General features: G+C 68.7%; 26 protein-coding genes and 1 pseudogene. 15 read left to right on the top strand and 12 right to left on the bottom strand.

Annotation, left to right across the window (positions count from 1 at the left end; translation table 11 throughout):
* Positions 1-166: 166 nt before the first annotated feature.
* The 4 genes from ACZ5WC_RS28470 to ACZ5WC_RS28455 all read left to right on the top strand — a co-directional run bounded on the left by ACZ5WC_RS28470 (position 167) and on the right by ACZ5WC_RS28455 (position 3,768).
* Complete coding sequence (locus ACZ5WC_RS28470; protein ID WP_468543482.1) at positions 167-967, top strand: ABC transporter permease; 801 nt, start codon at positions 167-169, stop codon at positions 965-967.
* Positions 960-1,835, top strand: coding sequence for an ABC transporter permease (locus tag ACZ5WC_RS28465; RefSeq protein ID WP_468543481.1), 876 nt, complete (start codon positions 960-962; stop codon positions 1,833-1,835). Before ACZ5WC_RS28470 ends, ACZ5WC_RS28465 begins: the two co-directional genes overlap by 8 nt.
* 131 nt (positions 1,836-1,966) lie before the next feature.
* The gene (locus tag ACZ5WC_RS28460) at positions 1,967-2,947 is read left to right on the top strand and encodes an ABC transporter ATP-binding protein (protein WP_468543480.1); all 981 of its coding nucleotides are present in this window, start codon (positions 1,967-1,969) and stop codon (positions 2,945-2,947) included.
* Positions 2,948-3,066: 119 nt separating this feature from the next.
* The gene (locus ACZ5WC_RS28455) at positions 3,067-3,768 is read left to right on the top strand and encodes a DUF1707 SHOCT-like domain-containing protein (RefSeq protein WP_468543479.1); all 702 of its coding nucleotides are present in this window, start codon (positions 3,067-3,069) and stop codon (positions 3,766-3,768) included.
* Positions 3,769-4,009: 241 nt separating this feature from the next.
* On the opposite strand, the gene ACZ5WC_RS28450 is transcribed toward ACZ5WC_RS28455, so the two are convergent.
* On the bottom strand, positions 4,010-5,257 hold the full coding sequence (locus ACZ5WC_RS28450; RefSeq protein ID WP_468543478.1) for an SGNH/GDSL hydrolase family protein: 1,248 nt from the start codon (positions 5,255-5,257) through the stop codon (positions 4,010-4,012).
* Between the two features lie 142 nt (positions 5,258-5,399).
* Between ACZ5WC_RS28450 and ACZ5WC_RS28445 the strand changes: the two genes are divergently transcribed.
* The gene (locus tag ACZ5WC_RS28445; protein ID WP_468543477.1) at positions 5,400-6,806 is read left to right on the top strand and encodes a DUF445 domain-containing protein; all 1,407 of its coding nucleotides are present in this window, start codon (positions 5,400-5,402) and stop codon (positions 6,804-6,806) included.
* Positions 6,807-7,048: 242 nt separating this feature from the next.
* Here the strand turns inward: ACZ5WC_RS28445 and ACZ5WC_RS28440 are convergent, their stop codons facing one another.
* A complete protein-coding gene (locus tag ACZ5WC_RS28440; protein ID WP_468543476.1) occupies positions 7,049-7,408 on the bottom strand; it encodes a hypothetical protein in 360 nt (119 codons plus the stop codon).
* Positions 7,409-7,527: 119 nt separating this feature from the next.
* Between ACZ5WC_RS28440 and ACZ5WC_RS28435 the strand changes: the two genes are divergently transcribed.
* Both ACZ5WC_RS28435 and ACZ5WC_RS28430 read left to right on the top strand, forming a co-directional pair.
* Complete coding sequence (locus tag ACZ5WC_RS28435) at positions 7,528-8,367, top strand: alpha/beta fold hydrolase (RefSeq protein WP_468543475.1); 840 nt, start codon at positions 7,528-7,530, stop codon at positions 8,365-8,367.
* A gap of 137 nt (positions 8,368-8,504) precedes the next feature.
* Complete coding sequence (locus ACZ5WC_RS28430) at positions 8,505-9,011, top strand: hypothetical protein (protein ID WP_468543474.1); 507 nt, start codon at positions 8,505-8,507, stop codon at positions 9,009-9,011.
* Between the two features lie 22 nt (positions 9,012-9,033).
* On the opposite strand, the gene ACZ5WC_RS28425 is transcribed toward ACZ5WC_RS28430, so the two are convergent.
* The 3 genes from ACZ5WC_RS28425 to ACZ5WC_RS28415 form a co-directional block, all read right to left on the bottom strand.
* Positions 9,034-9,915, bottom strand: a complete 882-nt coding sequence (locus ACZ5WC_RS28425; RefSeq protein WP_468543473.1) for an excalibur calcium-binding domain-containing protein — start codon at positions 9,913-9,915, stop codon at positions 9,034-9,036.
* 228 nt (positions 9,916-10,143) lie between these two features.
* Positions 10,144-11,022 (bottom strand): endonuclease/exonuclease/phosphatase family protein, encoded by an 879-nt coding sequence (locus ACZ5WC_RS28420; RefSeq protein ID WP_468543506.1) that lies wholly within the window; start codon positions 11,020-11,022, stop codon positions 10,144-10,146.
* 247 nt (positions 11,023-11,269) lie between these two features.
* Complete coding sequence (locus tag ACZ5WC_RS28415; protein ID WP_468543472.1) at positions 11,270-11,908, bottom strand: TetR/AcrR family transcriptional regulator; 639 nt, start codon at positions 11,906-11,908, stop codon at positions 11,270-11,272.
* A gap of 65 nt (positions 11,909-11,973) precedes the next feature.
* On the opposite strand from ACZ5WC_RS28415, the gene ACZ5WC_RS28410 reads away from it, so the two are divergent.
* The 5 genes from ACZ5WC_RS28410 to ACZ5WC_RS28390 all read left to right on the top strand — a co-directional run bounded on the left by ACZ5WC_RS28410 (position 11,974) and on the right by ACZ5WC_RS28390 (position 17,732).
* The gene (locus tag ACZ5WC_RS28410) at positions 11,974-13,428 is read left to right on the top strand and encodes an MFS transporter (protein WP_468543471.1); all 1,455 of its coding nucleotides are present in this window, start codon (positions 11,974-11,976) and stop codon (positions 13,426-13,428) included.
* A complete protein-coding gene (locus tag ACZ5WC_RS28405) occupies positions 13,428-14,663 on the top strand; it encodes an FAD-dependent monooxygenase (protein ID WP_468543505.1) in 1,236 nt (411 codons plus the stop codon). The genes ACZ5WC_RS28410 and ACZ5WC_RS28405 overlap by 1 nt, the downstream gene beginning before the upstream one ends.
* A 141-nt stretch (positions 14,664-14,804) precedes the next feature.
* Positions 14,805-15,260, top strand: coding sequence for a hypothetical protein (locus tag ACZ5WC_RS28400; protein ID WP_468543470.1), 456 nt, complete (start codon positions 14,805-14,807; stop codon positions 15,258-15,260).
* Positions 15,261-15,268: 8 nt separating this feature from the next.
* The gene (locus ACZ5WC_RS28395; RefSeq protein ID WP_468543504.1) at positions 15,269-17,077 is read left to right on the top strand and encodes an alpha/beta hydrolase; all 1,809 of its coding nucleotides are present in this window, start codon (positions 15,269-15,271) and stop codon (positions 17,075-17,077) included.
* 190 nt (positions 17,078-17,267) lie between these two features.
* On the top strand, positions 17,268-17,732 hold the full coding sequence (locus ACZ5WC_RS28390) for a hypothetical protein (RefSeq protein WP_468543469.1): 465 nt from the start codon (positions 17,268-17,270) through the stop codon (positions 17,730-17,732).
* Here ACZ5WC_RS28390 and ACZ5WC_RS28385 read toward each other — a convergent pair.
* On the bottom strand, positions 17,668-18,126 hold the full coding sequence (locus tag ACZ5WC_RS28385) for a hypothetical protein (protein WP_468543468.1): 459 nt from the start codon (positions 18,124-18,126) through the stop codon (positions 17,668-17,670). The two genes, ACZ5WC_RS28390 and ACZ5WC_RS28385, sit on opposite strands and share 65 nt — an antisense overlap.
* Before the next feature lie 78 nt (positions 18,127-18,204).
* On the opposite strand from ACZ5WC_RS28385, the pseudogene ACZ5WC_RS28380 reads away from it, so the two are divergent.
* A pseudogene (locus ACZ5WC_RS28380) lies at positions 18,205-18,810 on the top strand (hypothetical protein); the annotation flags it as partial.
* Positions 18,811-18,981: 171 nt separating this feature from the next.
* Here ACZ5WC_RS28380 and ACZ5WC_RS28375 read toward each other — a convergent pair.
* The 3 genes from ACZ5WC_RS28375 to ACZ5WC_RS28365 all read right to left on the bottom strand — a co-directional run bounded on the left by ACZ5WC_RS28375 (position 18,982) and on the right by ACZ5WC_RS28365 (position 21,129).
* Positions 18,982-19,323 carry a DUF397 domain-containing protein gene (locus tag ACZ5WC_RS28375; protein ID WP_468543467.1) on the bottom strand — a complete coding sequence of 114 codons (342 nt, stop codon included), beginning with the start codon at positions 19,321-19,323 and terminating at the stop codon, positions 18,982-18,984.
* Between the two features lie 3 nt (positions 19,324-19,326).
* Positions 19,327-20,175 carry a helix-turn-helix domain-containing protein gene (locus ACZ5WC_RS28370; RefSeq protein WP_468543466.1) on the bottom strand — a complete coding sequence of 283 codons (849 nt, stop codon included), beginning with the start codon at positions 20,173-20,175 and terminating at the stop codon, positions 19,327-19,329.
* 186 nt (positions 20,176-20,361) lie between these two features.
* Positions 20,362-21,129: an HNH endonuclease gene (locus ACZ5WC_RS28365; protein ID WP_468543465.1), complete on the bottom strand. Its 768-nt coding sequence runs from the start codon at positions 21,127-21,129 to the stop codon at positions 20,362-20,364.
* A 158-nt stretch (positions 21,130-21,287) separates the two neighbouring features.
* Here ACZ5WC_RS28365 and ACZ5WC_RS28360 point away from each other — a divergent pair, with 158 nt between their 5' ends.
* Positions 21,288-22,427: a DNA cytosine methyltransferase gene (locus ACZ5WC_RS28360; RefSeq protein ID WP_468543464.1), complete on the top strand. Its 1,140-nt coding sequence runs from the start codon at positions 21,288-21,290 to the stop codon at positions 22,425-22,427.
* Here ACZ5WC_RS28360 and ACZ5WC_RS28355 read toward each other — a convergent pair.
* Positions 22,356-22,811, bottom strand: a complete 456-nt coding sequence (locus ACZ5WC_RS28355) for a very short patch repair endonuclease (protein ID WP_468543463.1) — start codon at positions 22,809-22,811, stop codon at positions 22,356-22,358. The genes ACZ5WC_RS28360 and ACZ5WC_RS28355 overlap by 72 nt on opposite strands.
* Before the next feature lie 88 nt (positions 22,812-22,899).
* Here ACZ5WC_RS28355 and ACZ5WC_RS28350 point away from each other — a divergent pair, with 88 nt between their 5' ends.
* Complete coding sequence (locus tag ACZ5WC_RS28350) at positions 22,900-23,715, top strand: NgoMIV family type II restriction endonuclease (protein ID WP_468543462.1); 816 nt, start codon at positions 22,900-22,902, stop codon at positions 23,713-23,715.
* A 33-nt stretch (positions 23,716-23,748) separates the two neighbouring features.
* Here ACZ5WC_RS28350 and ACZ5WC_RS28345 read toward each other — a convergent pair whose 3' ends face one another.
* Positions 23,749-24,711 carry a NaeI family type II restriction endonuclease gene (locus ACZ5WC_RS28345; RefSeq protein ID WP_468543461.1) on the bottom strand — a complete coding sequence of 321 codons (963 nt, stop codon included), beginning with the start codon at positions 24,709-24,711 and terminating at the stop codon, positions 23,749-23,751.
* Positions 24,712-24,831: 120 nt separating this feature from the next.
* Positions 24,832-25,836 (bottom strand): SEC-C domain-containing protein, encoded by a 1,005-nt coding sequence (locus ACZ5WC_RS28340; RefSeq protein WP_468543460.1) that lies wholly within the window; start codon positions 25,834-25,836, stop codon positions 24,832-24,834.
* Between the last annotated feature and the right edge of the window lie 109 nt (positions 25,837-25,945).

Below are 25,945 nucleotides of genomic sequence, written 5' to 3'. Positions count from 1 at the left end.
CCATAGTGCCCGTTTAGTCACAAAAACTGCTGTTTCTGATAGTTCGTTCCCTCCTCCGGTCGTCTCACCGGCCGTCAGAAATGCGGTCGCGGCCGCCTTCACGCGCGCACTAAGCTCGCGGGCTTTGGTGTCGGGAGCCGTTCGGCGGCGGGGGAGAGGGGGCGGCGTGCGGCTCTACGCGGTCGTGGCGGCGGGCGGATTCCGGCGCTACGCCACCTACCGGACGGCCACGGCCGCGGGGGTGTTCACCAACACGGTCTTCGGCTTCATCGTGGCGTACACCTACATCGCCCTGTGGGACGAGCGCCCGCAGCTCGGCGGCTACGACACCGCGCAGGCGCTGACCTACGTCTGGCTCGGGCAGGCCCTGCTGATGGCCTGCGCCATGATGGGCGGCGGCTTCGAGGACGAGCTGGCGGAGCGGATCCGTACCGGGGACATCGCCGTCGACCTGTACCGCCCCGCCGACCTCCAGCTGTGGTGGCTGGCGGCCGACCTGGGCCGGGCGGCCTTCCACCTGCTGGGCCGGGGCGTCGCACCGATGTTCCTGGGGGCGCTCGCCTTCGACCTGGCGCTCCCCGGCTCCCTGTGGACCTGGCCCGCGTTCCTCGTCTCGGTGTTCCTGGGCCTCGTCGTCAGCTTCGCGGTGCGCTTTCTGGTCGCGCTGTCGGCGTTCTGGCTGCTCGACGCGGCGGGAGCGATGCGGATCGCGTCGCTGGCCGGGCTGTTCTTCTCCGGGATGCTGCTGCCCCTGAACCTGTTCCCCGGCCTGCTGGGCGAGGTGGCGCGGGCGCTGCCGTGGTCCTCGCTGCTCCAGGTCCCGGCCGATGTGTTCCTCGGCAGGCACACGGGGTGGGGGCTGGTGGAGGCGTACGCGTTCCAGGGCGGCTGGGCGGTGGTCCTGCTGCTGGCGGGGCGCCTGTTGCAGTCCGCGGCGACCAGGAGGGTGGTGGTCCAGGGTGGCTGAGACGGCGGTACGGGCCGACGAGGGCCGGGAGGCGGGCGGCTTCGCGTTCGAGGAGCGGCCCCGGCTGCTGGAGGGGCTGCGCGCGTACGGGCTGATCATGGCGATGTGGGTGCGCTCGACGATGGCGTACCGGGCCTCGTTCGTGATGACCGTGCTCGGCGACTTCGCGGTGACGGCCTTCGACTTCGTGACGATCCTGCTGATGTTCACGCACGTCGACGCGCTCGGCGGCTACACGCTCCCGGAGATCGCCCTGCTGTACGGGCTCTCGGCGACGGCGTTCGGGCTGTGCGACCTGCTGCTGGGGTCGATGGACCGGGTGGGCCGCCGGGTCCGGGACGGCACGCTGGACACGCTGCTGGTGCGGCCGGTGCCGGTGCTGGCGCAGGTGGCGGCGGACCGGTTCGCGCTGCGCCGGGCCGGGCGGATCACCCAGGGGCTGCTGGTCCTCGGCTATGCGCTGATCACCCTGGACATCGCGTGGTCGCCGCTGAAGGTGCTGATGCTGCCGGTGATGGTGGTGAGCGGCGCGGCGATCTTCGGCTCGGTCTTCGTGGCGGGGGCGGCGTTCCAGTTCGTCGCGCAGGACGCCTCCGAGGTGCAGAACTCCTTCACGTACGGCGGGACGACGCTGCTCCAGTACCCGCCGACGGTCTTCGCGAAGGACCTGGTGCGCGGGGTGACGTTCGTGGTCCCGCTGGCCTTCGTCAGCTGGCTGCCCGCGCTGTACGTACTGGACCGGGACTACCCGGTCGATCTGCCGCAGTGGGTGGCCTTCCTGCCGCCTGTGGTGGCGGCGGTCTGCTGGGTGCTGGCGGGTCTCGCGTGGCGGGCGGGGCTGCGGGCCTACCGGAGTACGGGCAGTTGAGGAAACGGGAGCCGGACTCCTCGGGCTGGGTGCCGGACCTCTCGGACAGGGGCTCGGACGGGAGGCCGGACAGGGTGCCGGACGGGTTGCCGGGCGGGTTGTCGGACAGGACTACGCAGGAGGTTACGGGAATGGGCGGCGACGGCTTCATCACCCTCGACGGCGTCGAGAAGGTCTTCCAGGTCCGCCGGAAGGCCGGTCTGCTGCGCCGCGAACGGCACGAGGTCCGGGCCGTGGACGGGATCGGTTTCCAGGTCCCGCGCGGCGAGATGGTCGGCTACATCGGCCCGAACGGGGCGGGCAAGTCGACCACGATCAAGATGCTGACGGGCATCCTCACCCCGAGCGGCGGCCGGCTGCGCGTCGCGGGCATCGACCCCGCCCGGGAACGTACGCGCCTGGCGCACCGCATCGGCGTCGTCTTCGGCCAGCGGACCACGCTCTGGTGGGACCTGCCGCTGCGCGACTCGTACCGGCTGATGCACCGCATGTACCGCATCCCGGACCGCCGTTACCGGGAGAACCTGGACCGCTGTGTCGAACTCCTCGACCTGGGCGAGCTGTTGGACGTTCCCGTACGGCAGCTCTCCCTCGGCCAGCGGATGCGCGGCGACATCGCGGCGGCGCTGCTGCACGATCCGGAGGTGCTGTACCTGGACGAGCCCACGATCGGGCTCGATGTGATCTCCAAGGTCAAAGTGCGCCAGTTCCTCAAGGAGTTGAACGCCGAGCGCGGGACGACGGTCCTGCTGACGACGCACGACCTGACCGACATCGAGCACTTGTGCAGCCGGGTGATGGTGATCGACCACGGCCGTCTGATGTACGACGGTTCGCTCGCCGGCCTCCACGAGGTGGGGGAGAGCGAGCGGATGCTGGTGGTGGACCTGGAGCGCGAACTCCCGCCGATCGAGCTGACGTCCGGCCCGTCGGGGCCCGTGCTGCGAGCGGTCAAGGTGGAGGGCCCGCGCCAGTGGCTGGCATTCCCCGCCGAGGCTTCGGCGGCCCCGCTGGTGGCGCGGATCGCGGCAGAGTACCCGCTGGTCGACCTGTCGGTGCGGGAACCGGACATCGAGGCGGTGATCGCGAGGATGTACGAGTCGGCGCCCTGACGGTTCCTGCCCTGACGGTCCCTCTCCGGGACGGCGGGCGCGACTGCTTGGCCTGCACGTCTGTGTCTTGAGCGGGTGCGTTCAATAGGCTGCGCGGTATGACAAGTGAACGTCCGGAAATGCGCGCATCCGACACCGAGCGTGAGCGGATCGCCGAGCTGCTGCGCGAGGCCGTGGCCGAGGGCCGACTGGAGATGGACGAGTTCGAGCAGCGCCTCGAAACGGCCTACAAGGCGCGTACACACGGGGAGCTGGAGCCGCTCGTCCAGGACCTTCCGGCGCCCGGCTCGGCGGTGGCCCCGGTGGGTGCTACCGCGCCCGCCCCGCTGCGGGGTTCCGCGGCGAACTGGCCCGCCCGGATCGGTGGCACCGCGACCTCCAAGGGCGGGTTCGCGCTCTGGGGCGGCTTCAACCGGAAGGGCCGCTGGACGGTGGCCCGGAAGTTCACGGCGTTCGCGATGTGGGGCGGCGGCGAGATCGACCTGCGCGAGGCGCACTTCGAGGACCGCGAGACCGTGATCCGCTGCTTCACGATCATGGGCGGTCTGCATGTGACCGCGCCGCCGGAGCTGAACGTCGACGTCAGGGGCGTCGGCATCATGGGCGGCTTCGGCGAGGGCTCCAACGAGGAGGGGGAGCCCGCGCCCGATGCCCCGTACGTACGGATCACCGGCTTCGCGCTGATGGGCGGCGTCGGCGTGGAGCGCAAGCGGACGAAGGCGGAGCGCCGCCGCCTGAAGGAAGCGGAACAGGCGGAACTGGAGGCGCGCCGCCGACGCGGGCTGGAGGGCCCGGACGGCGGCACCCCCAAGGAACTCTGAGGGAGGGGGAGGGCGGGGCCGGCGCGACTGTTCAGCACGTCGCGCGCCTCGCAGCGCCTCGCAGTACGTCACGTGCCTTGCAGTGCCTCGCAGCACGTCGCGCGCCTCGCAGTGCCTCACGTGCCCGCAGTGCCTCACGCGCTTCGCAGCGCCTCCTCTGCCTCACACACCCTCACCGCGTCTCGCAGTGCCTCACCGCGCCTCCTGCCGATCGGGGCCGGGGTGGCCGCTCAGCGGCCGCTCACAGTGCGTCGGACCGGTGGGTGCGGGCCCGGTCCAGGGACGCCAGGTCCACCCGGTCGCCGAGCGCGCGGTAGCCGTCGTCGTTGAAGTGCAGGTGGTCGCCGGAGTCGTACGCGGTGAGCAGCCGGTTCGGCGCGGCGGGATCGCGTACCGTCTCGTCGAAGTCGACGTACGCGTCGAACACCGTCCCGGCCCGGATCTGCTCGTTGACCGCCAGCCGTACGGCGTTGCGCTCGGGCGTCCAGCTGGGGAAGCCCTCGAACGGGGTCAGCGTCGCGCCGACGACCGTGAGCCCGCGGGCGTGCGCCCGCTCGGTGAGGGAGCGCAGGCTGTCCACGATGCGCTGGGGGTCGGTCTCCTGGGGGGACTGCTGTACGTCGTTGATGCCGAGGGCCACGATGACCGTCCGGACCCCGGCGACCGACAGGACGTCGCGCTCGAACCGGTCGGTCCCGGATTCGCCACCGGTGCCGCGCCCGATGCCCACGACCCGGTTGCCCGAGATGCCCGCGTTGGCGACCCCGTACCGGCCGCCCAGCCGGTCGGCGAGGACGTCGGTCCAGCGGGCGTTCGCGTCGGTGGTGGAGCGGCTGCCCGCGGTCAGGGAGTCGCCGAGGGCGACGATCGCGCCGAGGGCGCTCTCGTTGCGGACGTCCACGGCGGTCAGGTAGCGCCACTTCGTGGTGGGCCAGGTGCCGCGCTCGTCGACGAGGTAGGACGTCTGGTGGCTGTTGGGGTGGTAGGTGACCGGCCCGCCGGGCTCCGGGGTACGGAAGCCGACCTCAAGGTCGGAGTCGGGGGCGACGGGCACGACGACGGGATCGCTGACGATCCGTCCGCCCGCGGCGATGGTGACGGCGGCGGCGCCCTTGAAGGTCACCGGCCGGGTGTTGACGGTGGCCTGGTCCACGACCAGGGGGGCCGTGCCGAAGAGGTTCGACAGCGTGATGCGGGCGACGTTCCCGCCGACACTGGTGTGGACGATGTTACGGATGGTGCGCCCGGGTAGCCCGTTAGGGGTGTTGGGCTCGGCCCGGACCGGCGCGGCCGTCCAGGTGGCGACCCAGTTGCCGCCCGAGGTGGCGGGGGCGACCGGGTTACGGGCGGCCGCATGGGTCTCGGCGGGCGGGGGCGGCGTCGGCCGGGGGCCGGAGAACAGCGTCGTGCCGAAGGCGACGGCGGCGGCGAGCGCGACGGTGCCCGCCACGAGGGCGATGAGCAGGGCATACCCCTGGCGCCTGGGCATGTGCGGTGTTTCTCCTTGTGATGATCGTGCTGGTCCCATGATGCGACAGGCCGTCGGGAACTCGACGTGCGGCCCGGGAGTAGGTGAGGTAGGGACAATGCGTACGTCACGGGGGTGAGGCGTACGCGGACGGGTGGAGCGGATGGAACGGACCGGATCCGAAGAGCAGGACGCGGGGCAGGGGCAGAAAGCCGAGCGAACATCAGTGGGCCCGGGCCCGGGCTCCGGCGCGGGCTTCGGGCCAGGGCCGGGACCGGGCGAGGGGCCAGGGCCGGGGCCGCTGGCCTCGTTCGCGTACACCGCCGCCGACGAGGAGAAGCAGCGCGGCGTACGGCGCATGAAGACCACGGCCACCGGCCTCCTTCTGCTCGTCGCGCTCGTGTACGTGCTGGCCACCTGGGCGAAGAGCTCAGGTGTGGAGGGCTGGCCGGGCTACGTCGCGGCGGCTGCCGAGGCGGGGATGGTGGGCGCCCTGGCGGACTGGTTCGCCGTCACGGCGCTCTTCCGGCGCCCGCTCGGTCTGCCGATCCCCCACACCGCCATCATCCCTACCAAGAAGGATCAGCTGGGACAGTCCCTCGGTTCCTTCGTGGGTGAGAACTTTCTCTCCGGAGACGTCATTCGTGACCGAATTCACGCGCTGGGCGTCGGAAAGCGGCTCGGTGTCTGGCTGGCGGAGCCCGCCCACGCGGACCGGGTGACCGCCGAGTCGGCGACGGCGCTGCGCGGAGCGCTGACGGTGCTGCGGGACTCCGACGTCCAGGCGGTGGTCGGTGAGGCGATCACCCGGCGCGCGGACGCGGCTGAGGTCGGCCCGAGCCTCGGCAAGATGCTGGAGAAGGTCGTCACCGACGGCGGCCACCGCAAGGTCGTCGACCTCGTCTGCGTACGGGCGCACGACTGGCTGGTGGAGCACGGCGACTCGGTGATGAACGCGGTGCAGGGCGGGGCGCCGGGCTGGACGCCGCGGTTCGTGGACAAGCGGGTGGGGGAGCGGGTCTACAAGGAACTGCTGCGGTTCGTCACGGAGATGCGGGACATGCCGGAGCACCCGGCGCGCGGTTCCATCGACACGTTCCTCAACGACTTCGCGGCCGACCTCCAGAGCGATGAGGACACCCGGGCCCGGGTGGAGCGGCTGAAGTCGGAGATCCTTGGCCGCGGCGAGGTGCAGGACGTCATCGCGTCCGCCTGGTCCTCCGTCCGTACGATGATCATCGCGGCGGCCGAGGACGAGCGCAGCGAACTGCGGCTGCGGGCGCGCGCGTCGCTGATGTCGCTGGGCGCCCGGCTGGCGAACGACGAACGGCTCCAGGCCAAGCTGGACGGCTGGCTGGAGGACGCGGCGGTGTATGTCGTGACGACGTACCGCGCGGAGATCACGTCCCTCATCAGCGAGACGGTCGCGGGCTGGGACGCGGACCAGACCTCGAAGAAGATCGAGGCGCACATCGGCCGCGACCTCCAGTTCATCCGGATCAACGGCACAGTGGTGGGTGCGCTGGCCGGCCTGGCGATCTACACGGTGTCGCACGCCCTGGGCGGCTGAGGGCCCATCGGGTCTGTGGGTTCCGGGTACGTACCCGTCCTGTGGTGTACGGGCACGCACCCGGCTCACACGGGGGAGTTGCCCGGTAGTACGGGCGCGGCTCGGCGGGTGTTCAACGCCGCGCCGCCTTTTCTGTCGCCCACCGGCTTCGGTCGGTTCGGCCACGGCGCTCTCACCCTCACCGGTCTCGGCGAAGGCGTCGATGTCGGCGAAGTCATCGACCTGTTCCGGCTGTTCCGGTGTCAGCCCCTGCCCGACCACGAGGCGACCCACGCGCGGCGACGGCAGGGCTCTCCCTGACGCCGGGCGCGGCGGGTGACGGCCCAGGAAGCGGCGGCCACGCCCCCGGCGACGGTGAACACGGCGGGCCAGGCGCCGACCTTCTTGGCGAGCGGGTGCGACCCGGCGAAGGCGGCGACGTACGCGGCGGTCAGCCCGGCGGCCGCGCGCGGCCCGGCCTGTCGGTGCCACTCGTACGCGGCGAGGGACCCGGCGGCGGCGAGCGCGACGCCGCCGAGCGGGCGCTTCCCGGTCCACCGGGCGACGCCGTAGCCCCCGACGAGCCCGCTCGCCGCCACTGCCGCCACCGGAACGTTCGCCATCGTTGCTTCCCTCGTGTGTCTGTCGTATGCCCGTGGTCCGATTCCGCTCCTGAGGCTAACGTCCGGTACGGCGTCGCCGACGGGCGGGCGAACAAGCGGGGCTGGACAGGGGGAACCAGGTGAGGACGTTCACGGTCACGGTGGCGAGCGGCGACGGGGTGCAGGCGGCCCCCGTACGCCTCTTCTGCACCGACCACGGGGGCGACGGCCCGCCGCTGCTCCTGCTGCACGGGCTGGCCGGGCACTGCGGCGAGTGGGACGCGCTGGCGGCCCGGTTCGCGGCGACCCACCGCGTGGTCGCGTTCGACGCCCGGGGCAGCGGGGCGAGCACCCGCCGCCCCGGCGACGTGTCGCGCGCGGCGCACGTGCGCGATGTCCTGGCCGTGGCGCGCACCCTGGGCCTGTCCGGCGAGGGCACGGTGCTGGTCGGTCAGTCGATGGGCGGTCTCACCGCGCTGCTCGCCGCGGCGGCGCACCCGGAGGCGTGCCGGGCGCTGATCCTGATCGAGGCGGGCCCGGCAGGCCCGAACCCCGAGCTGCCGGAGCAGATAGGCGCTTGGCTCGACTCCTGGCCCGTGCCGTTCCCGGACGCGGAGGCGGCCACCGCGTTCTTCGGCGGCGGCCCGGCGGGCCGGGCGTGGGCGGCGGGCCTCGCACCCGGCCCCGGCGGCCTGTACCCCCGGGTGGACCGGGACGTGATGGTGGCCACGGTTCAGGAGAACGCGCACCGCGACTACTGGGACGCCTGGGACCGGGTGCGTTGCCCGGTACTGGTGGTGCGGGGCGAGAACGGCGCGATGCAGCCGGACGAGGCGGACCGGATGCGGGTCCGCCGGCCGGGGACGCGGGTGTGCGTGATCCCGGGGGCGGGCCATGACGCCCATCTGGACGACTCCGACGCGGTGTACGGGGAGATGGCGGCCTTCCTCGCAGGAACCCGGGCCGAGGGTGCCGTGTAAGGTCTGGGCCATTCGCGCGAGGGGGTCTCATGCAGTTCCGCACCGTTGCCCGCACCACCGTCCGCACCACCGTCCGTACCGATGGCGCGGGTGCTCGCCGCTCAGCCCGAACGGGGTTGCGCGCAGGTGCGCTTGCCGTGGTCGTGGCCGCGGCGCTGGTGTCCTGCACCCAGGCGTCGGGCGGGGACGGCTCCGCAGCGGACGGCCCCGCGGCCCCGGCGTCCTCCTCTGCGGACGTGGACTCCACCCGCACCGCGGAGGACGCCGAGAACGCGGACAAGGCCGAGCGGGCGGCCACCGGGGCGCCGGACACCGCCGCCCCCTCGCCCGCCCCCGCGCTGGTCCGTGACGCCTTCGCCACGTTGCAGGCGACGCTCGACGACACCTGCACCCCCGGCGCGGGCGACTGCGCCTACTTCCTCGGCCGGGTCACCCGGGAGCTCACGGAGCTGGACGAGGCGATGCGGGCGGACAGCAAGGGCCCGGGCCACTTCAAGAAGCCCCTCGCCGACATGAAGGTCCTGTTCGGCAAGCTGGGCGAGGACCGGTCCACGGCGCACCTGGAGAAGTACTTCTCCGAGATCGTCGGCACCCGTGACGGCATCAACACCTGGATGCAGGACCACCCGGACGACTACCGCTGACAATGCCCCCGGGCCCCTGCCCCTACTCGCAGGCGATGCCGTCCCCGTCGCGGTCGAGGTGCCGGCCGTAGCCGGGTTCCCCGGCACGGATGGGCGCGGCGCCCGCGGCCCGTACGGCGGTGCAGTTCGCGTAGTACGTGCTGCTGCCCCCGCCCCCGCCACTCGTACCACCACTGCTCGAACCGCCGCCGCTGCTCCCGCCGGAGGAGGACGACGACCCGCCGCCCCACGGCTCGCAGCCCACGCCGTCGCCGTCGCGGTCCAGGTGGGGCGCGTAGCCGGGGTCGCCCTTCTCGACGGGTGCGGCCCCGGCGGCACGGGCGGCGTCGCAGTTCTCGTAGTACACCGGCGCCGCGGTCGTCGCCTTCGGTGTGGGCTTGGGCGTGGGCTTCGGGCTCGGCTTCGGCGCGGTCGCGTCGATGCGGACGACGGCCGTGGCGGCAGGTACGTCGGTCCCGGTGACGAGCACCCGGTACGTGAACGTGTCCTCGCCCGCGTACCCGGCCGCGGCGGTGTACGCGATCGAGGCCCCGGACACCGTGGCGGTCCCGTGGCCGGGGGCGGTGGCGACGCTCAGGGTCAGGTCATCCGGGTCGTAGGCGTCGAGCAGGGCTGCCGCGTCGCCGCTCTCCAGGGTGATGGAGTCGTTGTCCAGGACGTCGATGTCCAGGCTCTTCCCGGCCACCGCGCGCTGCTCCTCGTCGTCCATGAGGGCCAGGGCCCGCTGCACGGAGGGCGACGGACTGGCCGACGTGGCGACTTTGGCGGCACCCTTCCCGCCCCCGTCGTCCGTATCGCCCCCGCCGCCCCCGCACCCCGCGAGGAACAGCGCGAGCGCGACGGCCCCCACCAGTATCCGGAGGAAGTCGCGCCTCGGCTGCCGTGACTGCTTCGTCGTCTGCATGTGTTGCCCCCAAGGCGGAACTCGGCGCTGTGGTGCGGTGGAGCAGCCGATGCTCGCAGCGGGGCCGGGGCGGTTTCAGGGGCATGGGGGAAGCGAAGCGGAATTGTGATGAAAGCATGGATGAACCATGGAGGGGCCAGGGACCAGGGGCCAGGGGTCAGGGACCAGGGGTCAGGGATCGGGGGCCGGGAGCCGGTCGGTCGGTCGTGGGCGGCGCCCCGCTCGCCGTCAGCGTGGGGACTCCAGGCTGACGCGGGCGGCGACCGGCAGGTGGTCGCTGCCGGTGGCGGGCAGGGTGCGGAGGTGGCCGACGGTGGCCGAGCGGGCCATCACCTGATCGATCCGGGCCACCGGGAAAGAGGCGGGGAAGCTGAAGGCGAACCCGCGCTCGGCAACGTTCAACTGCGAGACGAGAGGCCTCAATCCCCGGTCGTCGACGGCCCCGTTGAGATCCCCGAGCAGGATCAGTGCCCCGGTCTCCTCGGCGGCGATGGCCCGCCCCAGCAGCCGGGCGCTCTCGTCCCGCCAGGCGGACGCGAGACCGCCCGTTCCGATGCGCATGGAGGGCAGGTGGGCGACGTACGCGGCGACCTCGCCGTGCGGAGTACGGGCCACGGCCCGCAGCCCACGGCTCCATCCCTCCGCGATTCCGTCCGGTTTGATGTCCACCGACCGCGCTCCGGACAACGGGTACTTCGACCACAGCCCGACGGTGCCCCGGACGGCGTGATGGGGGTACTCGGCGGCCAGCGTCCTCTCGTACACCGACAGGGCCGGAGGCACCAGCTCCTCCAGCGCGATGAGATCGGGCCCGGCGGCGGCCAGCGCACGGGCCGTCCCCGCCGGGTCGCGGTTCTCGTCGCTGGCGTTGTGCTGTACGACGACGAGGTCCCGCGCACCGGGACCGGCCTCCGGCAGGAGCAGCGCGCCGAAGGAATGCGTCCAGACGGCCACCGGCAGCAGCACCGCCACCAGGGCGACCGCCGACCGCCGCACCAGGGCGAGGACCAGCAGCAGGACGACGGCCAGCCCGGCCCACGGGAGGAAGTTCTCCACCAGACTGCCCACCTGCCCGGGCGAGTTGGGAATCCACCGGTGAAGGCCCATCACCCCGGCCACCGTCACCGCGAGCCCGGCGAGCACCGCCCCCCGCCGCCCGCTGCCCGCGCCGAAGGCGCCCCGCCCGGCCGACGGCGCCCCACGACGGCTCGCCCGCTCCCGCAACTGAAACCGCACCCGCACCCGCTCCACCACGTCTTTCTGTCCGCTGCCCGTTCCCTGCTCCGTAGTTTCATAGGACGAGCGTCCAGGGGGGAACGGTTTCCGCTCGGCCGGGCCGACCGCGCCCCAGACCTTATGGGGAAGGGGTTCGGTAGGCCCGGAGGAAGGTCCGCACTCCCTCGACGACGAGTGGCCGGACGCGGGAGTCCTGCGCCGCGTTCGCCGAACCGAGCCGGTCCAGCGCGACGCCGAAGGTCAGCGCGAGGAACTGGTCGGCCGCGAGCCGGGGGTCGGGGACGTCGAGCAGCCCGGCCGCGGCGAACGCGGCGAGTCGCTCGGCGATCGCCTCGTCGGGGGTGTCGGCCATGGGGTTGTAGTCCTGGTGCGGCAGGTGGCCCGATTCCGCCCGGACCAGCCGTCGCAGCGTGGCGTACTCCGCCGAGCCGAGCATGTCGGTCGCGATGCGCATCGAGAACGTGACCAGCGCGTCTTCGAGGCCGGCGGCCTCGGTGCGGTCGGTGAGGGTGTCGTCGAGGGTGCGCCGGACAGCGGTGACCAGTGACTGCCCGACGGAGTCGACGACCGTTCGCAGCAGGGTCTGCTTGTCGCCGAAGTAGTCGTAGACCGTCCGCTTGGACACTCCGGCCCGGGCGGCGACCGCGTCGACGCTGGACCGGTCGAAACCGTCGGTGAGGAACAGCTCGCGGGCCGCCGAAAGGATGGCGGCCCGCTTCGGCGCGGACCCCTCGCGCAGGGTCTTCGTGGGCGGCATGAGCACATCGTAACGCTTCTACACTGCACGGTGTAGTGTAGAAGCGTTGACGGAAGGGACTGCCCATGACGGGAACGAACGCACCAACCGGCTTAACCGGCTCAACCCGCTCAACCGACTCAACGGAATGCCCAGCTCCCCCGGTTCGTATCGGAAGGGCCGCCGTCGGCGCCCTCGGCGCACTGGCCGTCGCCACCGGCGCCCTGGAGTCGGTGGTGACACCGACGCTCCCGCTCCTGCAACGCGAGCTCGCAATGAGCCCCTCCGAAGGGGCGTTGCTCAGCGTCGCGCTCCTCGTCACCGGCGCGCTCGTCACACCGGTCGCGGGCAGGTTCGGCGACCGCTACGGCGGGAAGCGGGTCCTGATCCGTCTGATGGCGGTGGTCTGCTCCGGCGGCCTGGTCTCCGCCCTGGCCACCGGCCTGCCGATGCTGCTGCTCGGGCAGGTGCTGCAAGGGGCCATGGTGGGCGCACTGCCCCTCTCGTTCATCCTCGTGCGCAAGCACCTCCCCGAGGGGGAGTCGAAGGTGGCCATCGGGGTGGTCAGCGGGCTGTTCGTAGGCGGCGGGATGGCGGGCACCCTGTCGGCCGGGCCCGTGGCCGAAGGACTGTCCCGGCACTGGATGTTCGCGCTGCCGACGATCGCGGTCGTCGGGGCCACCCTGCTGGTGAACCGTCTGATGCCGAACGATCCGCCGGCCCGGCCTGACGATGCCGGGGTCGACTGGCCCGGCCTGGTCCTCCTGAGCGGGACCCTGGTCACGCTCATGCTCGCCCTCGCGCTGGCGGCCGACCTCGCCTCCTCGCAGCCCCTCGTGCTCGGCGCCCTTCTCGTGATCACGGCCGCCTGCGCGACCGGATGGGCGGCGGTGGAGCGCCGCGCGGCCTCGCCGATGGTCGATCTGCGCATGCTGGCCCGGCCGGTGGTGTGGAAGTCCTGCGTGCTGACGTTCATGCTGTGCGTCGGCACCGCGGTGCCGGTCCATCTCGTCCCGCAGCTGTTCGCGGTGCCCTCCGAGGCGTACGGCTTCGGGGCCGACGCCACCCGGATCGGCTTCTTCCTGCTGCCCGGGGCCGTGGTCGCGTCGCTGGCCGGGCCGATCAGCGGGCTCGGGGCGCGGCGCTTCGGCCCGCGTGCCGTGGTCACCGCGGGGACAGCCATCATGGCCGTCGGCCTGCTCGGCCTGGCAGCCGTGCACAGCGAGGTCTGGCACCTCGTCCTCGGCAAGGCGATGATCGCGCTCGCCAACGGCCTGATCGTCACGGCGATGGTGACCAGCACCGCCACCACCGTCGACCGGGGCGACACCGGCATCGCCACCAGCCTGGTCCTGGTCACCCGCGTGATCGGTTACGCCGTGGGCGTGCAGATCAGCGGCGCGATCCTCACCGCCGGCACCCCGCCCGGGTCGGACGTCCCGGCCGAATCCGCCTTCGTCACCGGTTTCGCCCTGGCCGCCGTCGTCACAGCGCTCTCCCTGCTGGTCACCCGCACCATGAGCAAAGGAGCCGAAGAATGATGCCCCCAATCGATCTGCCGAGCGGCAACCGGACCACACCCAGGCGCACCGCCCTGATATCCGGGGCCAGTATCGCGGGGCCCGCCCTCGCGTTCTGGCTGAACCGTTACGGCTTCGAGGTCACGGTGGTCGAGAAGGCGGACGCCCTGCGCGGCGGCGGCTACCCCGTCGACGTACGCGGCACCGCACTGGAGGTCGTCCGGAGGATGGGAATCCTGCCCCGACTGCGGGACGCCCACATCGACCTGCGCCGGCTGACCTTCCTCGACGAGGACGGCGGCGAGGTGGCCTCCCTCGCCCCGCACACCGTCACCGGAGGCGTCGCGGGCCAGGACCTGGAGGTGCCGCGCGGGGAGCTGACCCGCGCTCTCCACACGGCGGTCCGCGACGACGTGGAGTTCCTCTTCGGCGACTCGATCGACACCCTCGGCACCCTCGACCGGCCGGACCACGGGGTCGACGTCACCTTCCGCCGGGGCGGCAGCCGTACGTTCGACCTGGTATTCGGCGCGGACGGCCTGCACTCGCACACCCGCCGACTGCTGTTCGGCCCGGAAGAGCAGTTCCACAGCTACCTCGGCTACTGCTTCGCCGGGTTCACCATGCCCAACACCCTAGGCCTCCGCCGCGAAACCGTGCTGTGGAACGCCCCGGGCAGGGCGGCGGCCCTCTACGCGGCGGGCGACAACGCCGACGAGGTCCACGCCTTCCTGAACTTCACCCGCCAGGCCCCGCCGTTCGGCGCCTTCCGGAACCCGGCAGCCCAACGGGCTCTGGTCACCGAGGTCTTCGCCGAATCGGCCTGGCGGATCCCGGAGATGCTCACCGCCCTGCACATCGCGGGCGACCTCTTCTTCGACGTGGTCAGCCAGATCCGCATGCCCCGCTGGTCCAACGGCCGGGCCGCCCTTGTCGGCGACGCCGCGTACGCCCCCTCGCTCCTCACCGGCCAGGGCACCAGCCTGGCCCTGGTGGGCTCCTGCATGCTCGCCGCTTCCCTGGCAGCCCGAGACCACACCACGGGTTTCGCCGCCTACGAACACGACACCCGCGCATTCGTCACCCTGAACCAGGACCAGGCAGGCAAGGGCGCCGCCACCCTCTTCCCCGCAACGGCCCGCGCGTTGGAGCAGCGAAACAAGGGGCTGCGCGAGCTCAGCACAACCCCGCCGCAAAGATCCGGCCGCCCGGCCTATTCGGCCCTCACCTTGCCCGAGTTCACCGATGTGGCCTGATCTCCTTGGCCGGCAGCGGGAGTCTGGCTATGGCGAACCCTGTGTTTGATTTGTCCCGTCGACGCCGGAGAGTATGTCCACTCGGCCCGAGGCGCCTGGAAACAGGGCACGGGGAAACGGGGAAGTGGGGAGAGTTTCGCGGTGGCGTGGGACGAGTGGGAGCAACTGAAAGCTGATGCGTCGGCGCGCGGAACTGTCCACATGCAGCTGAACGGGGCTCCTTCGGAGGACGGGGCCTCAGCTGGGCCGGCTTCAGGAGATCTGAAGACGAACAAAAGGGCATGGGTGAAGGCCGGAGAGGGCGTCCTGGGTCTCAAGGACGGTGTTGGCAAGGCATTGACGAAGCTGACCGAGGGGCAGACGGGGCTCGGTGACACCGGGGGATGCCGGAGCGCCGCAGCGCAGAAGGAGCTCTACGACTCCTGGAAGAAGTACGTCGGCGACGTGAGCGGCCGCTGTGACACGTTGGGCGGGCTGCTGCAGAAGGCAGGCCACGATCTGTCGAAGTCCGAGCAGGAAGTCAAGGCGGAGCTGGACAAGCTCGCGGTGAAGTACCGGGACACCGAGGCCGTTGGCGGCCAGGCAAAGGAGCGGTGATCCAGCTCATGAACCTGGCCACGTTGAAAGCCTTCAAGCCGTCCGAGTACGAAGAGGCCGCGGACGGATACCGGGCGACCGGTGACATGGCCTCCACGGCCAAGGACACGATCGACAACCAGATCAGTGTGGGACTCCGCAACCAGGTGGAGGGCGAGGCGGCGAAGGCCGCTCTCGACGAGCTCAAGAGCCTGTCGAAGAACTTTCACTACGCGCAGGTCGAGTGCGGCCTGGTGAGCACCGCGCTGAACGGTTTCGCCTTCGACATGGCGGCGGCCAAGCGCAAGCTGGAAGCGGCCATGGAGGACGCCCGAGCCGACGGTTGCACGGTCAACCCCGACGGCTCCGTCTCGTATCCGGCAGGCAAGAAGCCCGGCGACGAGAAGCCCGCCGACGGCGGCACGGTGACCGGGCGCGCCGGGGGCAGCCCGATGTCCGACGCGCTGGAGCGCCAGGCGGCCAACATCCACCCGAATCCGAACTACGGCAAGGCGATGGGGTACGCGAACCGGATCGCCGACGCCTTGAAGGAAGCCACGGACGCGGATGTCAAATGGGCACCGAAGCTCCGTGCCCTGAAGGCCGACGACGACCTGGTGGTCTCCAAGCGCGACTGGGCCGACACGCAGTCGGACCTGGGAGGTGTCCGCGAGGCGGGCAAGGACTACCTCGACTCCCTGCCGGAGCCTCCCAAGGACGGCAGCCCGAAGGACAACGCGTCATGGTGGAAGGGGCTCAGCCCGGAGGACCAGTCTGCCTATCTCGCCACCGGGGCGGCTTCGGTCGGTGCGCTGGACGGGCTGCCCGCGGAGGTCCGTGACGAGGTCAACCGCATGGCACTGGCAGGGGCCCGGGCGCAGGTACAGCTGGAACTCGACAAGATTCCTGCTGAGCCCACGAAGTACTCCCCCAATCCCAACGGTTCTTACCCGGCTGTCATCCAGAACGACAGCTGGAGCAAGTGGAACGCGCAGTACGGCGAGCGGCACGCGCAGCTCACCAAGTCCAATGAGGGCATGAAGAGCATTGAGGCGCGATTCGACAGGACAGGTGAGGAAGGGCTGCCCGAGGCGTACTTGCTGGGTTTCAGTACGGAGGGCAATGGCCGGGCGATCGTAGCGAACGGAAATCCGGACACGGCTGATCATCAAGCGGTGTACGTCCCGGGCACGACGTCGAATCTGGGCAGCATCGGCGGAGATATCGGCCGGATGGAAAATGTCTGGCGTGTGGCTGACGCGGCACCGGGCAACGACTCGATCTCCACTATCACCTGGCTCGGGTACGACGCGCCGCAGAGCGTCGTGAAGGATGCGCCGTTCAGCCACTACGCGGATGACGGTGCCCCGGCCTACAACCGCTTCCTCGACGGCCTCGACGCCTCGCGTACCGCCGAGTCGGCCCCGCACCGTACTGCCATCGGTCACTCGTACGGCACGACTCTCATCGGGTCCGCGGCCCGGCAGGGTGAGCTGAACGCGGACGATGTGATCCTCGTCGGCAGTCCCGGAGTCCAGGTGAGCAAGGCCGAGCAGCTGGACGTTCCGAAGGGGCACGTCTGGAACCAGGAAGCCGACTGGGACGTGGTCCCGGACCTTGGCCGATTCGGGCACGGAGGACACGACCGGGACGGGGTATGGATCATCCCCAGTGACCCGATCTTCGGCGCCAATCAGATGACCACAGACACGGAAGGCCACAGTGATTACTGGAAGGAGGGCACGGACAGCCTATGGAATCAAGGAATGGTTGTGGCAGGGCGTGGTGATGATGTCGAGCTGAAACCGGTGCCCCCCGCGCACACAAGGGGGCGATAGCAGTGTCCGGTGTTTGTAGGGGCTGGCGGACCCGCCCAAGCGTTGATTGCACACCTAATCCGCCCGCTGCGCAACCGAATTGACCGGATCGCTCCGGTCCGAGCCACCGAGGTTCACCGACGTGAAGACGAGACTTGGCGCACTGGCGCTCATCGGGTCCATCACCCTTACTACCATCACTGGATGCAGCATGACTGACGCAGAGGACACCGGTGCCCTTCCCTCCGCGGGAACCAGTACGACGGAGGACGCCGTAAACGCGGCGAAGGAGGTCTCCAGTGAGATCTACGACTTGATCGGCATCAAGGGAAAGGCGTCCAATAGTGGAGCGGGCGTCAAGGAGTGCGGTGCCAAGGACCCGGACAAGTACTTCCAGATTTTTCACCCTTGGAGCTTCACTCCGGCATCAGCCGCCCAGCTTGATGGCGTGATGGGGCGACTCAAGGAGGAACTTCCCCGACGCGGCTGGAAAGTCGTCGATTACGGGCCCGACACCAGCAGGAACAAGAACATCAAGCTCACGGCCGACAATGACGAGAAAAAACACAGCGTCAAAATTGTCCATTTCGCGAAGGACGAAACGCCAAGCCTCAACCTGATGGTCGTTTCCGGCTGCTATCAGGTCCCGGACGGTGAGAAGGTCGAGCGATCTTGAGGCCGTTGGGATCGTTGCGGCCATGTCGGGCGGGCGTGAGGCGGCGCGGCCTATCGCCCATGCCCACCCGGCGCGCGGGGGTCCCAGCCTCAGGTGGTGCACTCCTTCTCGGCTTCGGCGGCTCGGCGTGCGTTCCCGGATCGCGAACGTCAGGTGGACACTGCGGACCTGCGCGTCGAGCGCATGAGGGTTGTTGCGCCCAGCCTCTCGGTGGGAGCAGAGACTGTCCAGGCCGGAGGTCGGCCTCCAGATCAGGGCCTGCGGCCTCCCGTTCCGGGATGAAGCCGGGGTCGTGGACGCGGAAGGACTCCTGGTATCCGCGCATCGGCGCGGAGGACTTCGGCCGCCAGGGCTGCCATCGCTTGATACCCGCGATCTGCACGATGGCGGCCATCTGTTGGTCCCAGTGGTGGAGCAGACACTGACGTCCGGGCGGGGGGCAGGGAGGCGTGCGAGTAGTTGCTGTGGCCCCGTGACGTACCGCCGCACGCTGCCCGGCAAGAGCCTCCAGGCGTCCAACTTTCGCCACGGTCAAAAGGCCCTGGAACTGGCCGACTCGGCGGCCGAGGCAGCACCGGACGCCGGCCCACGCCTGGTGGCCTTCCTCCGTGGGCAACAGGCCCACGCCTCCTCGACGGCCGGTGACCGCAGTCAGGCTTACGGGAGGCCGCGAGAGGCAGAGCCGGCGCTTTCGAAGGCCGATTCGCGGCGGGAGTCGATCGGTGGATACGACCAGTCCGCCAACCAGTTGCACGTCGCGCATGTTCTGTACGAGACACGTGGCCTCCCGGGCTTCATCGCAGCCTTGAAGACATCGCTCCGCGCGCAGCCCGGGCAGGAGAGGCAGGGACGACTCCACGCCAACGCGGTCATGGCCCAGTGGCAGTTCGAGTGCGGCCATATCGAGGCGGCCTGCACCACGTGGGGCACTTTCCTCGACGACTACGTGGGGCACTCTTCGGCACGCGGCGACGAGCACTTCGCGACCATGCGCAAGCGCATTGCGCCGTACTGCAAGCTCCGGGCGGCGGGTGAACTCCAGGCGCGATCGAGGCAGGTGGCGGGGATGAAGGGGTAGCTCCTGCGCTTGGGGGAGAAGCCCCCGCAGAGCCGACGCAAGCGCTGGCACTCCAGCCGCAGATCACGATCTGGCGTCACGACGGACGCGCGAGGCGCCCCGCAGGCCAGCGGGCAGCTTGTGAACCGGGGCCTTCCTGGCCGAGTTCCTGCCCGTCGGCGGTAGCGACTGCTATGGAGCTGGGCTCGTGGTGGCGTGGCCCGTAGGACTCGTCGAGCAGGCGTCCGGCATCGTGAACGGGTTGGAGGAGTCCCGCTTGCCCTGTTCCGCTGTCACAGAGTCATGGCGGATGCCAGACGGCTCAGTCGGTTCAGTGCAGACGGCCGTGATGGCGGACACGGATGATGCCCACGAGTCCGGTCGAAAGGTCAGAGGCTGGCCTTCTGGGTCCTTCGAGTCGCGTATCGCTGTTGCCTCGTGGAAGTGCGCGCCCTCGACGCATTCCGTGGCACGGCCGCCGCTGTGGGAGGACTTGAACCAGTTGTGGAGCTCGCCGGACGAGGGAGGGAGCATTCGTCAGATCTCCTTGCAGACACGCCTGATCAGTGCTGATGACGCCGCCATGTCCAACGCTTGCGTGCGCAGGTAGTCGAACGCAAGGCGATACCGGTCAAGTTCGTGGTCCTTCTCCATGAAGACGGAGCCCACGTGGAGATCCACGTAAACGACGTCGAGCGAGGGCTCGGCACCTCCCAGGACGACGAAGCTTCCTAGCGCCGCGGCGTGCGCACCCTTGGCGAACGGGAGGACCTGGAGGGTGATGTCCGGCGACTCGTTCGCCTCCAGGAGATGGGCGAGCTGCTGGCGCATGAGCGACGGTGATCCGGCTACCCGCCGGATCACCGACTCGTCCAGGACGGCCCAGAGGTGCGGAGGGCGAGGGCGGCGGAGGATCTCCTGGCGCTTCATGCGGATGTCGACGAGCTGTTCGATCTCTTCGGACGCCAGGAGCATTTCGTTGGCCTGCTGGATCGCCGTGCTGTATTCGCGAGTCTGCAGAAGGTCCGGTACGTACATGCAGGAGAAGTGGTCCTCGCGCACGGCGGCGTCTTCGAGCGTGAGGAGAAGGTTCATATCGGCAGGAATGGAGTCTGCGAAGGGAGCCCACCAGCCATGCTGCTTCGCGTCCATGGCGAGGCACACGACCGCGCTCCGTTCCGCCTCCGTGGCGTCGTACTGCCGGCACAGTGCATCGACGATGGGCCACTTCACCGGGCCTTCCTGCGTCTCGTAGCGGCTGACCGTGGCTTTGGAGACACCGACGAGCCGACCAGCCTCCTCAAGGGTCATGCCCTTGGCTGCTCGTAGCTTCCGCATCATCGCGCCGAGCTGGCGGCGGCGCGTTGTGGCCGTTCGAACGGGCATCAAGGGCGCCTTTCGTCACAGGTGGTCCGGCTTACGCCGACTCCCGGCAGGCTATGAGGCCGACACTAACGCCAACTGCACGTTCACTCGAAAGAGAAGCGTGAGAAGTTACATGGAGAGACTTCTCAGTGTCATACTTCCGGCATGTCGGCTGGCGTGAACGGGTTGTCGCCGGGCCGCTTCGGTTCACGTGACGGAAAAGGGCTGAGCGGCCTCGGGCTGATGGCCTCTCTTCATTTCGTCGCGCAATGCTGCGGGAGTTCGCCAAGATAGTCCGCGATGGTTCCGGTGACACATGCGATGGCAGTTCGCGCAGACGAAGGCAAGGTCGTCGAGCCTTGTCTCCCGAGGGCCTGAGGCGTGAAGGGGGAGTACGTGATGAACCTCAATGTAGCCCTGCCCCAGGGGACCGTAAGCGTCGCCGAAACGGAAGTCGCAGACCTCACATTGGATGGGCAGCCCCCGACGCCGCGCGTCGCTGATCTTTCGCCGCCGCAGAGCGGGGTTCCGCTCGCGGTAGATGGCCCAGCGGGCCAGCAGCCGCCCCTCGTACGCCGTGGAGCCGTCTTCGTCGGCCTCGTCGGGTTGCTCTGGGATCTTCAAGAGCTCGCCGGAGCTGATGCCGGATTCGATAGCGTGAGCCGCTGCCATCATCTCAGCCTCACGCTCCGTGAACGCGACTGCGATCAGCCGTGTGAGACGACCTCCGCGCGTCGCTGGCCCGGCGTATCCAGGGCGGCTCGTCAGCAGGTCGGCACTCTTGCGGCTGACGCTCTTCGCGGAGCGGAACTCGGGAACTTGCTGCGCGGCACCTTCATGGAGAGGGAGGGAGCGGAGCAGCTCGGCGAGCTCATGAGTGGCTGGCTGGTAGGCCCGGAGCTGGCGCCAGTCGTTCTCGACCACACGCGAGCAGATCAGCAGCAGCTCGTCCCAGGTCCACGCAGGGCTACGCATGGGCAATATCGTACGGGTGTTCCTAGTGGTGAGAGTGATGTTCGGGGCATGATGCGCCGTGCCGCACAATTGAGAGCTGTGTTGTCAGTGGGGTCTGTCACCCTCTGTAAGGACGGGTCGCGTGACGCGTCCGCCAGGCAAGTAGGTAAGGAGGGTGTATGACCAGCACTGACCGAGCGTTCACCTCGGTGGAGATCTGCGCGGGCGCGGGGGGCCAGGCTCTCGGGCTGGAGCGTGCGGGATTCGAGCATGCCCTGCTGATCGAGATGGATAAGAGTGCCTGCGAAACTCTGCGATTTAACCGCCCGTCATGGAATGTACTTGAAGGCGATCTCCGCGAGTACGTGGAAAGCGAGGCCGCAAAAGATCTTGCTGAAGAGATCAGCATTGATTTGCTTGCCGGGGGAGTTCCCTGCCCCCCGTTCTCGCTTGCGGGCAAACAGCTTGGACGCGATGACGAGCGGGATCTTTTCCCGACCATGATTAATCTCGCCAAGCAGCTGAACCCTTCAGCCATCATGATCGAAAATGTTCGCGGCTTGATGCAGTCAAAGTTCGACGGCTATCGTGCAGAGATTATCTCGGATCTCGGGAAGCTCGGATATGAGTGCGACTGGCGTGAGCTTCAGGCCGGTAACTTTGGTGTCTCACAGCTCCGGCCGCGGAGTATTCTCGTAGGGCTGAAGCCTGAATTCTGGAATCACTTCGACAGGGAGGGCTGGTACCTCCCCGCCGAAGATCAGGAGCCGGCGCTTACCGTCGGAGAGCTGCTAGCGGATTCCATGAAGAGGCGCGGCCTGAAGGGCAAGGCATTCACGGAATGGTTCAATAGGGCTTCGAAGGGGATTGCGCCGACGCTGGTGGGCGGTTCAAAGAAGCATGGCGGCGCCGACCTCGGACCCACGAGAGCCAAGCGAGCGTGGGCTGACCTAGGTGTTTGTGGCATGGGCGTGGCTGACGAGCCCGACGAGAAAACTGGGACGACGAAGAACCTCGCCCGGGATCTTGGTGTTGGAACGGACAACGGGCCCATGCTGACGGTTTCTCAGGCGGCGATGATTCAGGGGTTCAACCCTGAGCCTGGGGAGAAGCAGTGGGAATTCATGGGCCGTAAGACTGCGGCATACCGGCAGGTGGGGAACGCCTTTCCTCCGCCCGTCGCCAAAGCGGTTGGTCTCCAGATCAAAATGGCGCTGACGAAGTATGAAATTCAGAAGAGGGCGCTCTCAGGGGGTGTCCCCGCGCCGACGGATTCTCTTCACCGTGCGGGCGATCTCGTCAGCGCACGCGTCGGGTGATTCGTGTTCCCAGAAGCGCAGAACGGTCCAGCCTGCCTGACCGAGTCGCTCATCGGTGTCTCGGTCACGTGCGACGTTGCGGGCTACCTTTTCTGACCAGTAGCCCACGTTGGTCTTGGGGGGTACGTAGTGGTCAGGGCATCCGTGCCAGTAACAGCCGTCAATGAAAACGGCCACCCGCGCTGGGCGGAATACCATATCGGCCGTACGGCGAAGGTCGGGCAGGGGCTTGGCGGCCACGCGGTATCGCAAACCTTGAGCATGAACCAGCCGTCGGATGAGGCGTTCGGGCTTGGTGTCTCGGCTACGGATAGCCTGCATGTTCCTGCGGCGGGCAGCTGATGAAGCCCAGGATCCTTCGGGGGGAGACCAGTCGGTGGGCAAGGTTGGTTCCTCGGCGTCCGGGCAGGTGGTTCTGTCGTCGAAAATTCGTCGGCTAATGAATTGCCGGTGATTCTTTTTGGGGGAATTAGTGAGTGATCTTGGTGTTCCGGTCTGGCTGCCCAAGCTGTTCGCTTGGAAGCCTGCAACAGTCAAGAATAAGCCTCTGGTGAAGAAGACGCTACGGCGCGATAACCTGCCGAACGTAGCAGACGGGGCACAGAGGGCCAGCCTGAGTATCTCAGGTCACATGTTTGACCGCTTGGGTGTTAGTGATGTAGTCGATCGAGATGCTGACAAAGCAAACGACGAGAGCCTGGGAAGGCTTCTTGAGGAGGAAGTGGAGCGGGACCTCCGTGCGAAGCTGACCAAAGAGTGCCCGCATATCGCTTGGGAGGTTGAGCGAAATGCTCGCATCTGGAACTTCACGCAGTATGCGCACATCAAGGAACTGAGAGATGTGGCCAGTAAGTACCCCGAAGTCGAGGGGCTCGTCGGGGGTGACTACCTGATTGATCCCGACGTGACGGTAGGGGTACCCGGCCGTTTCGGCGTTTCCCTCCGTGCTGTGGCGTCATGTAAGTGGACTATTCGTTCCGACCGGGCGCAGAATGTCCGGCACGAGTTCAATTCTCTGATCAAGTCGCGCCGGGGCAGGGCGCCGCACCTTATCGCTGTGACAGCAGAGCCGTTGCCAAGTCGGCTGAGCTCTCTGACGCAGGGTATGGGTGAGATCGATGCTGTCTATCATGTGGCATACGATTTGATCGGTGAGGCAGTGAGGGAGTATACGCCGCTTCGTAGCGGATCTGGCGATGTGTCACAGCTCCAGCACTGGGAAAGAATGACGCGTCAGGGGCGACTCCGAGACTATCGGAACCTTGTTGGTGACATTCTGGCCGACTGAATGTGCATCAGAGGTTCGGTCCTGCTTGCGGCGTCAGCGCTTGTGTGATGGCAGCTGTGGTGCGAACTCGGGGGTATCTCCCGGAGCGGCCAAAATCCACGTTCTCCCGTCAAGGGAAACTGAATTTACTGCATTCTGTCCGTCGATGAGCTCCTTGACCTGAGTGCTCACGAATTCTCCCTCGCGTGGAGCGGGGAGCCCCAGTTCGCGGGCGATTCCTCTGTGGCTCTCATAGTCGCCCATGATGATGATCCCTTCTCGCTGAAGCGCGGAACGGGATCCTCCATTTCCTCGAACGCGCTTCATGTAGTCTTTTTGCTGTGCCACCGTGCGAATGACGTTCCGGCTGATTTGCTGCCTCTGAACCCTGCGGAAGAGTTCGTTGAGTCGGGCTTGTCCGGAAGCGTGGGAGAAGACGGCCGCTCGGTCAGTAGGCGACATGTGGAGCAGGATGTTCCTGGGCAGCTCGGCTTCATGATGAAGCCAGAGAATCCTGTTCCTGTGAGCCGCTTTGATCGTGAGCTTCAGGTCTCTGTTGTTGCCGCCGTTAAGCCATTTCCGGTCGATGCGGAGCAGGCCGGCACTCCACCGGCTCTCATAGTCGTCGGCCCACACCAGCAGACACAGATGCCCCACGGCCTCTGGAGGGATCATCCACCCGCCGACTGACTGCGAGTACTTGCAGTCAACGTCGATGCCGTCGATCTTGTAGTCCATCGCGTCGCCGTCGTCGAACTTGAACTCACGCTGGAGGTTGATCTCGACGATGGTGCCAGCGTGGGTCTTCTCCGTTTTGAACAGCGTCTTCCATTCGTACCTTCCTGTGACTTCCCCATTGAGTAACTGGTCGATGGTGTTGCGCAGCACGGTGGCGAAGCGCAGCCCAGTCGGGTCAAGCAGGCGAAGCCGGTGGTAGACAGCTGCCAGTTCCGGATCTTCATCGAGCAAGGGCCGTGAGCTGATGTTGGCTGCGGCTGAAATGTCGAGGGGCAGCAAGTTCCCTTTTTCCGTTTCTTTTGTTGTGGTCGCTTGGTAGTCCGGCCATCTGCCGGGCGCGGCCCGGAACCCTCGCACCAGCGTGCGCAGTTCCGGGCCGCAGCCGACGGGGCGAAGCGCTCACGCCCCGTGGCAAGCCCCGTACGTTTCCCCCGAGCCGCACCAGCAGGCTGCCGTGCGGGACGGGGGCCAGGGGGTGGCGCGGCCTCGGGCGGCGAGGGTGGTGGCGTACTGGGGGAGGAGGCCCGGGTCGGCCGGGGACGTGGCTTCGGAGGCGGCGAATGCTTCGTAGGAGGGGACGGTGCCCGTGACGATGCCCAGGTTCGGCGTGCCCGCCGTGTGGAGGTCGCGCAGGGACGCCTCCAGGCGGGACAGGTGGGTCTCGCGGTCCACGTACTCCTCGGTCAACTCGGGGTAGGAGGACAGCAGTTCCTGGAGTTCCTGCTCGGGCCAGTGCAGTACCGCCACCGGGAACGGGCGCGAGAGTGCCGTGCGGTAGGTGCCCAGCTCCGCGCGGAGGCGGGTGATCTCGGCCTTCAGCTCGACCGGGTCCGAGGAGCCCAGCGACCACAGGCGTTTGGGGTCGTGGAGTTCGTCCAGGGGGACCGGGGCGGTGTGCAGATCGCCCGCCAGCTCGTCCCAGGAGTCATGGTCCAGCCCCATCAGCCGGCGCACCCGGTGGCGGCCGGTCAGCAGCGACTGCGTCGCGTACGGGACTTCCTCGCCGGGAGCCAGCAGCAGGGTCAGCGCGGTCGAGAAGAAATCGTGTGCCGACTCCAGCTCGTCGTGGGCCTCCAGTGTCTCGGCGGCCACCTGCCACGGCGCCGCGTTCAGGGGGCCCGCGGTGCGGATGCCGTCGATGATCGCGCGGGCCTCGGCCTCGTGGCCGTACTCCCAGAGGTTGGCGGCCTTCAGGGCCTTGATCAGGTGGGGGTTGTCGACAGTGGACTCGGGGGCGGCGAGGAGGTCGTCGTAGAGCGTGCTCGCGCGGGCGCGGTCACCCGCGAGTTCCAGATGGGCCGCGGCCTGGAGGATCAGCGGTTCGTGGTCCTCGGGGTACTGCGCCGCGGTGCGGAGCAGACGCTCGGCTTCGGTGATGTGGTCGGCAGGCGTGTCGGGGCGCATGGATCACACGGTACTGCCGGAGAGCCGTGGCAGGGAGAAGAGGGCGAAGGAGGAGGAGTGAGGAGAAGCGGGAGGAGGCTGGAGAGTTGTGGGGTTTGCCCCTATCGTT

The organism is Streptomyces sp. NPDC033165 (genome assembly GCF_055577965.1).
The sequence above is the reverse complement of the archived record's forward strand: the minus strand, read 5'-3'. Positions and strand labels throughout refer to the sequence as shown.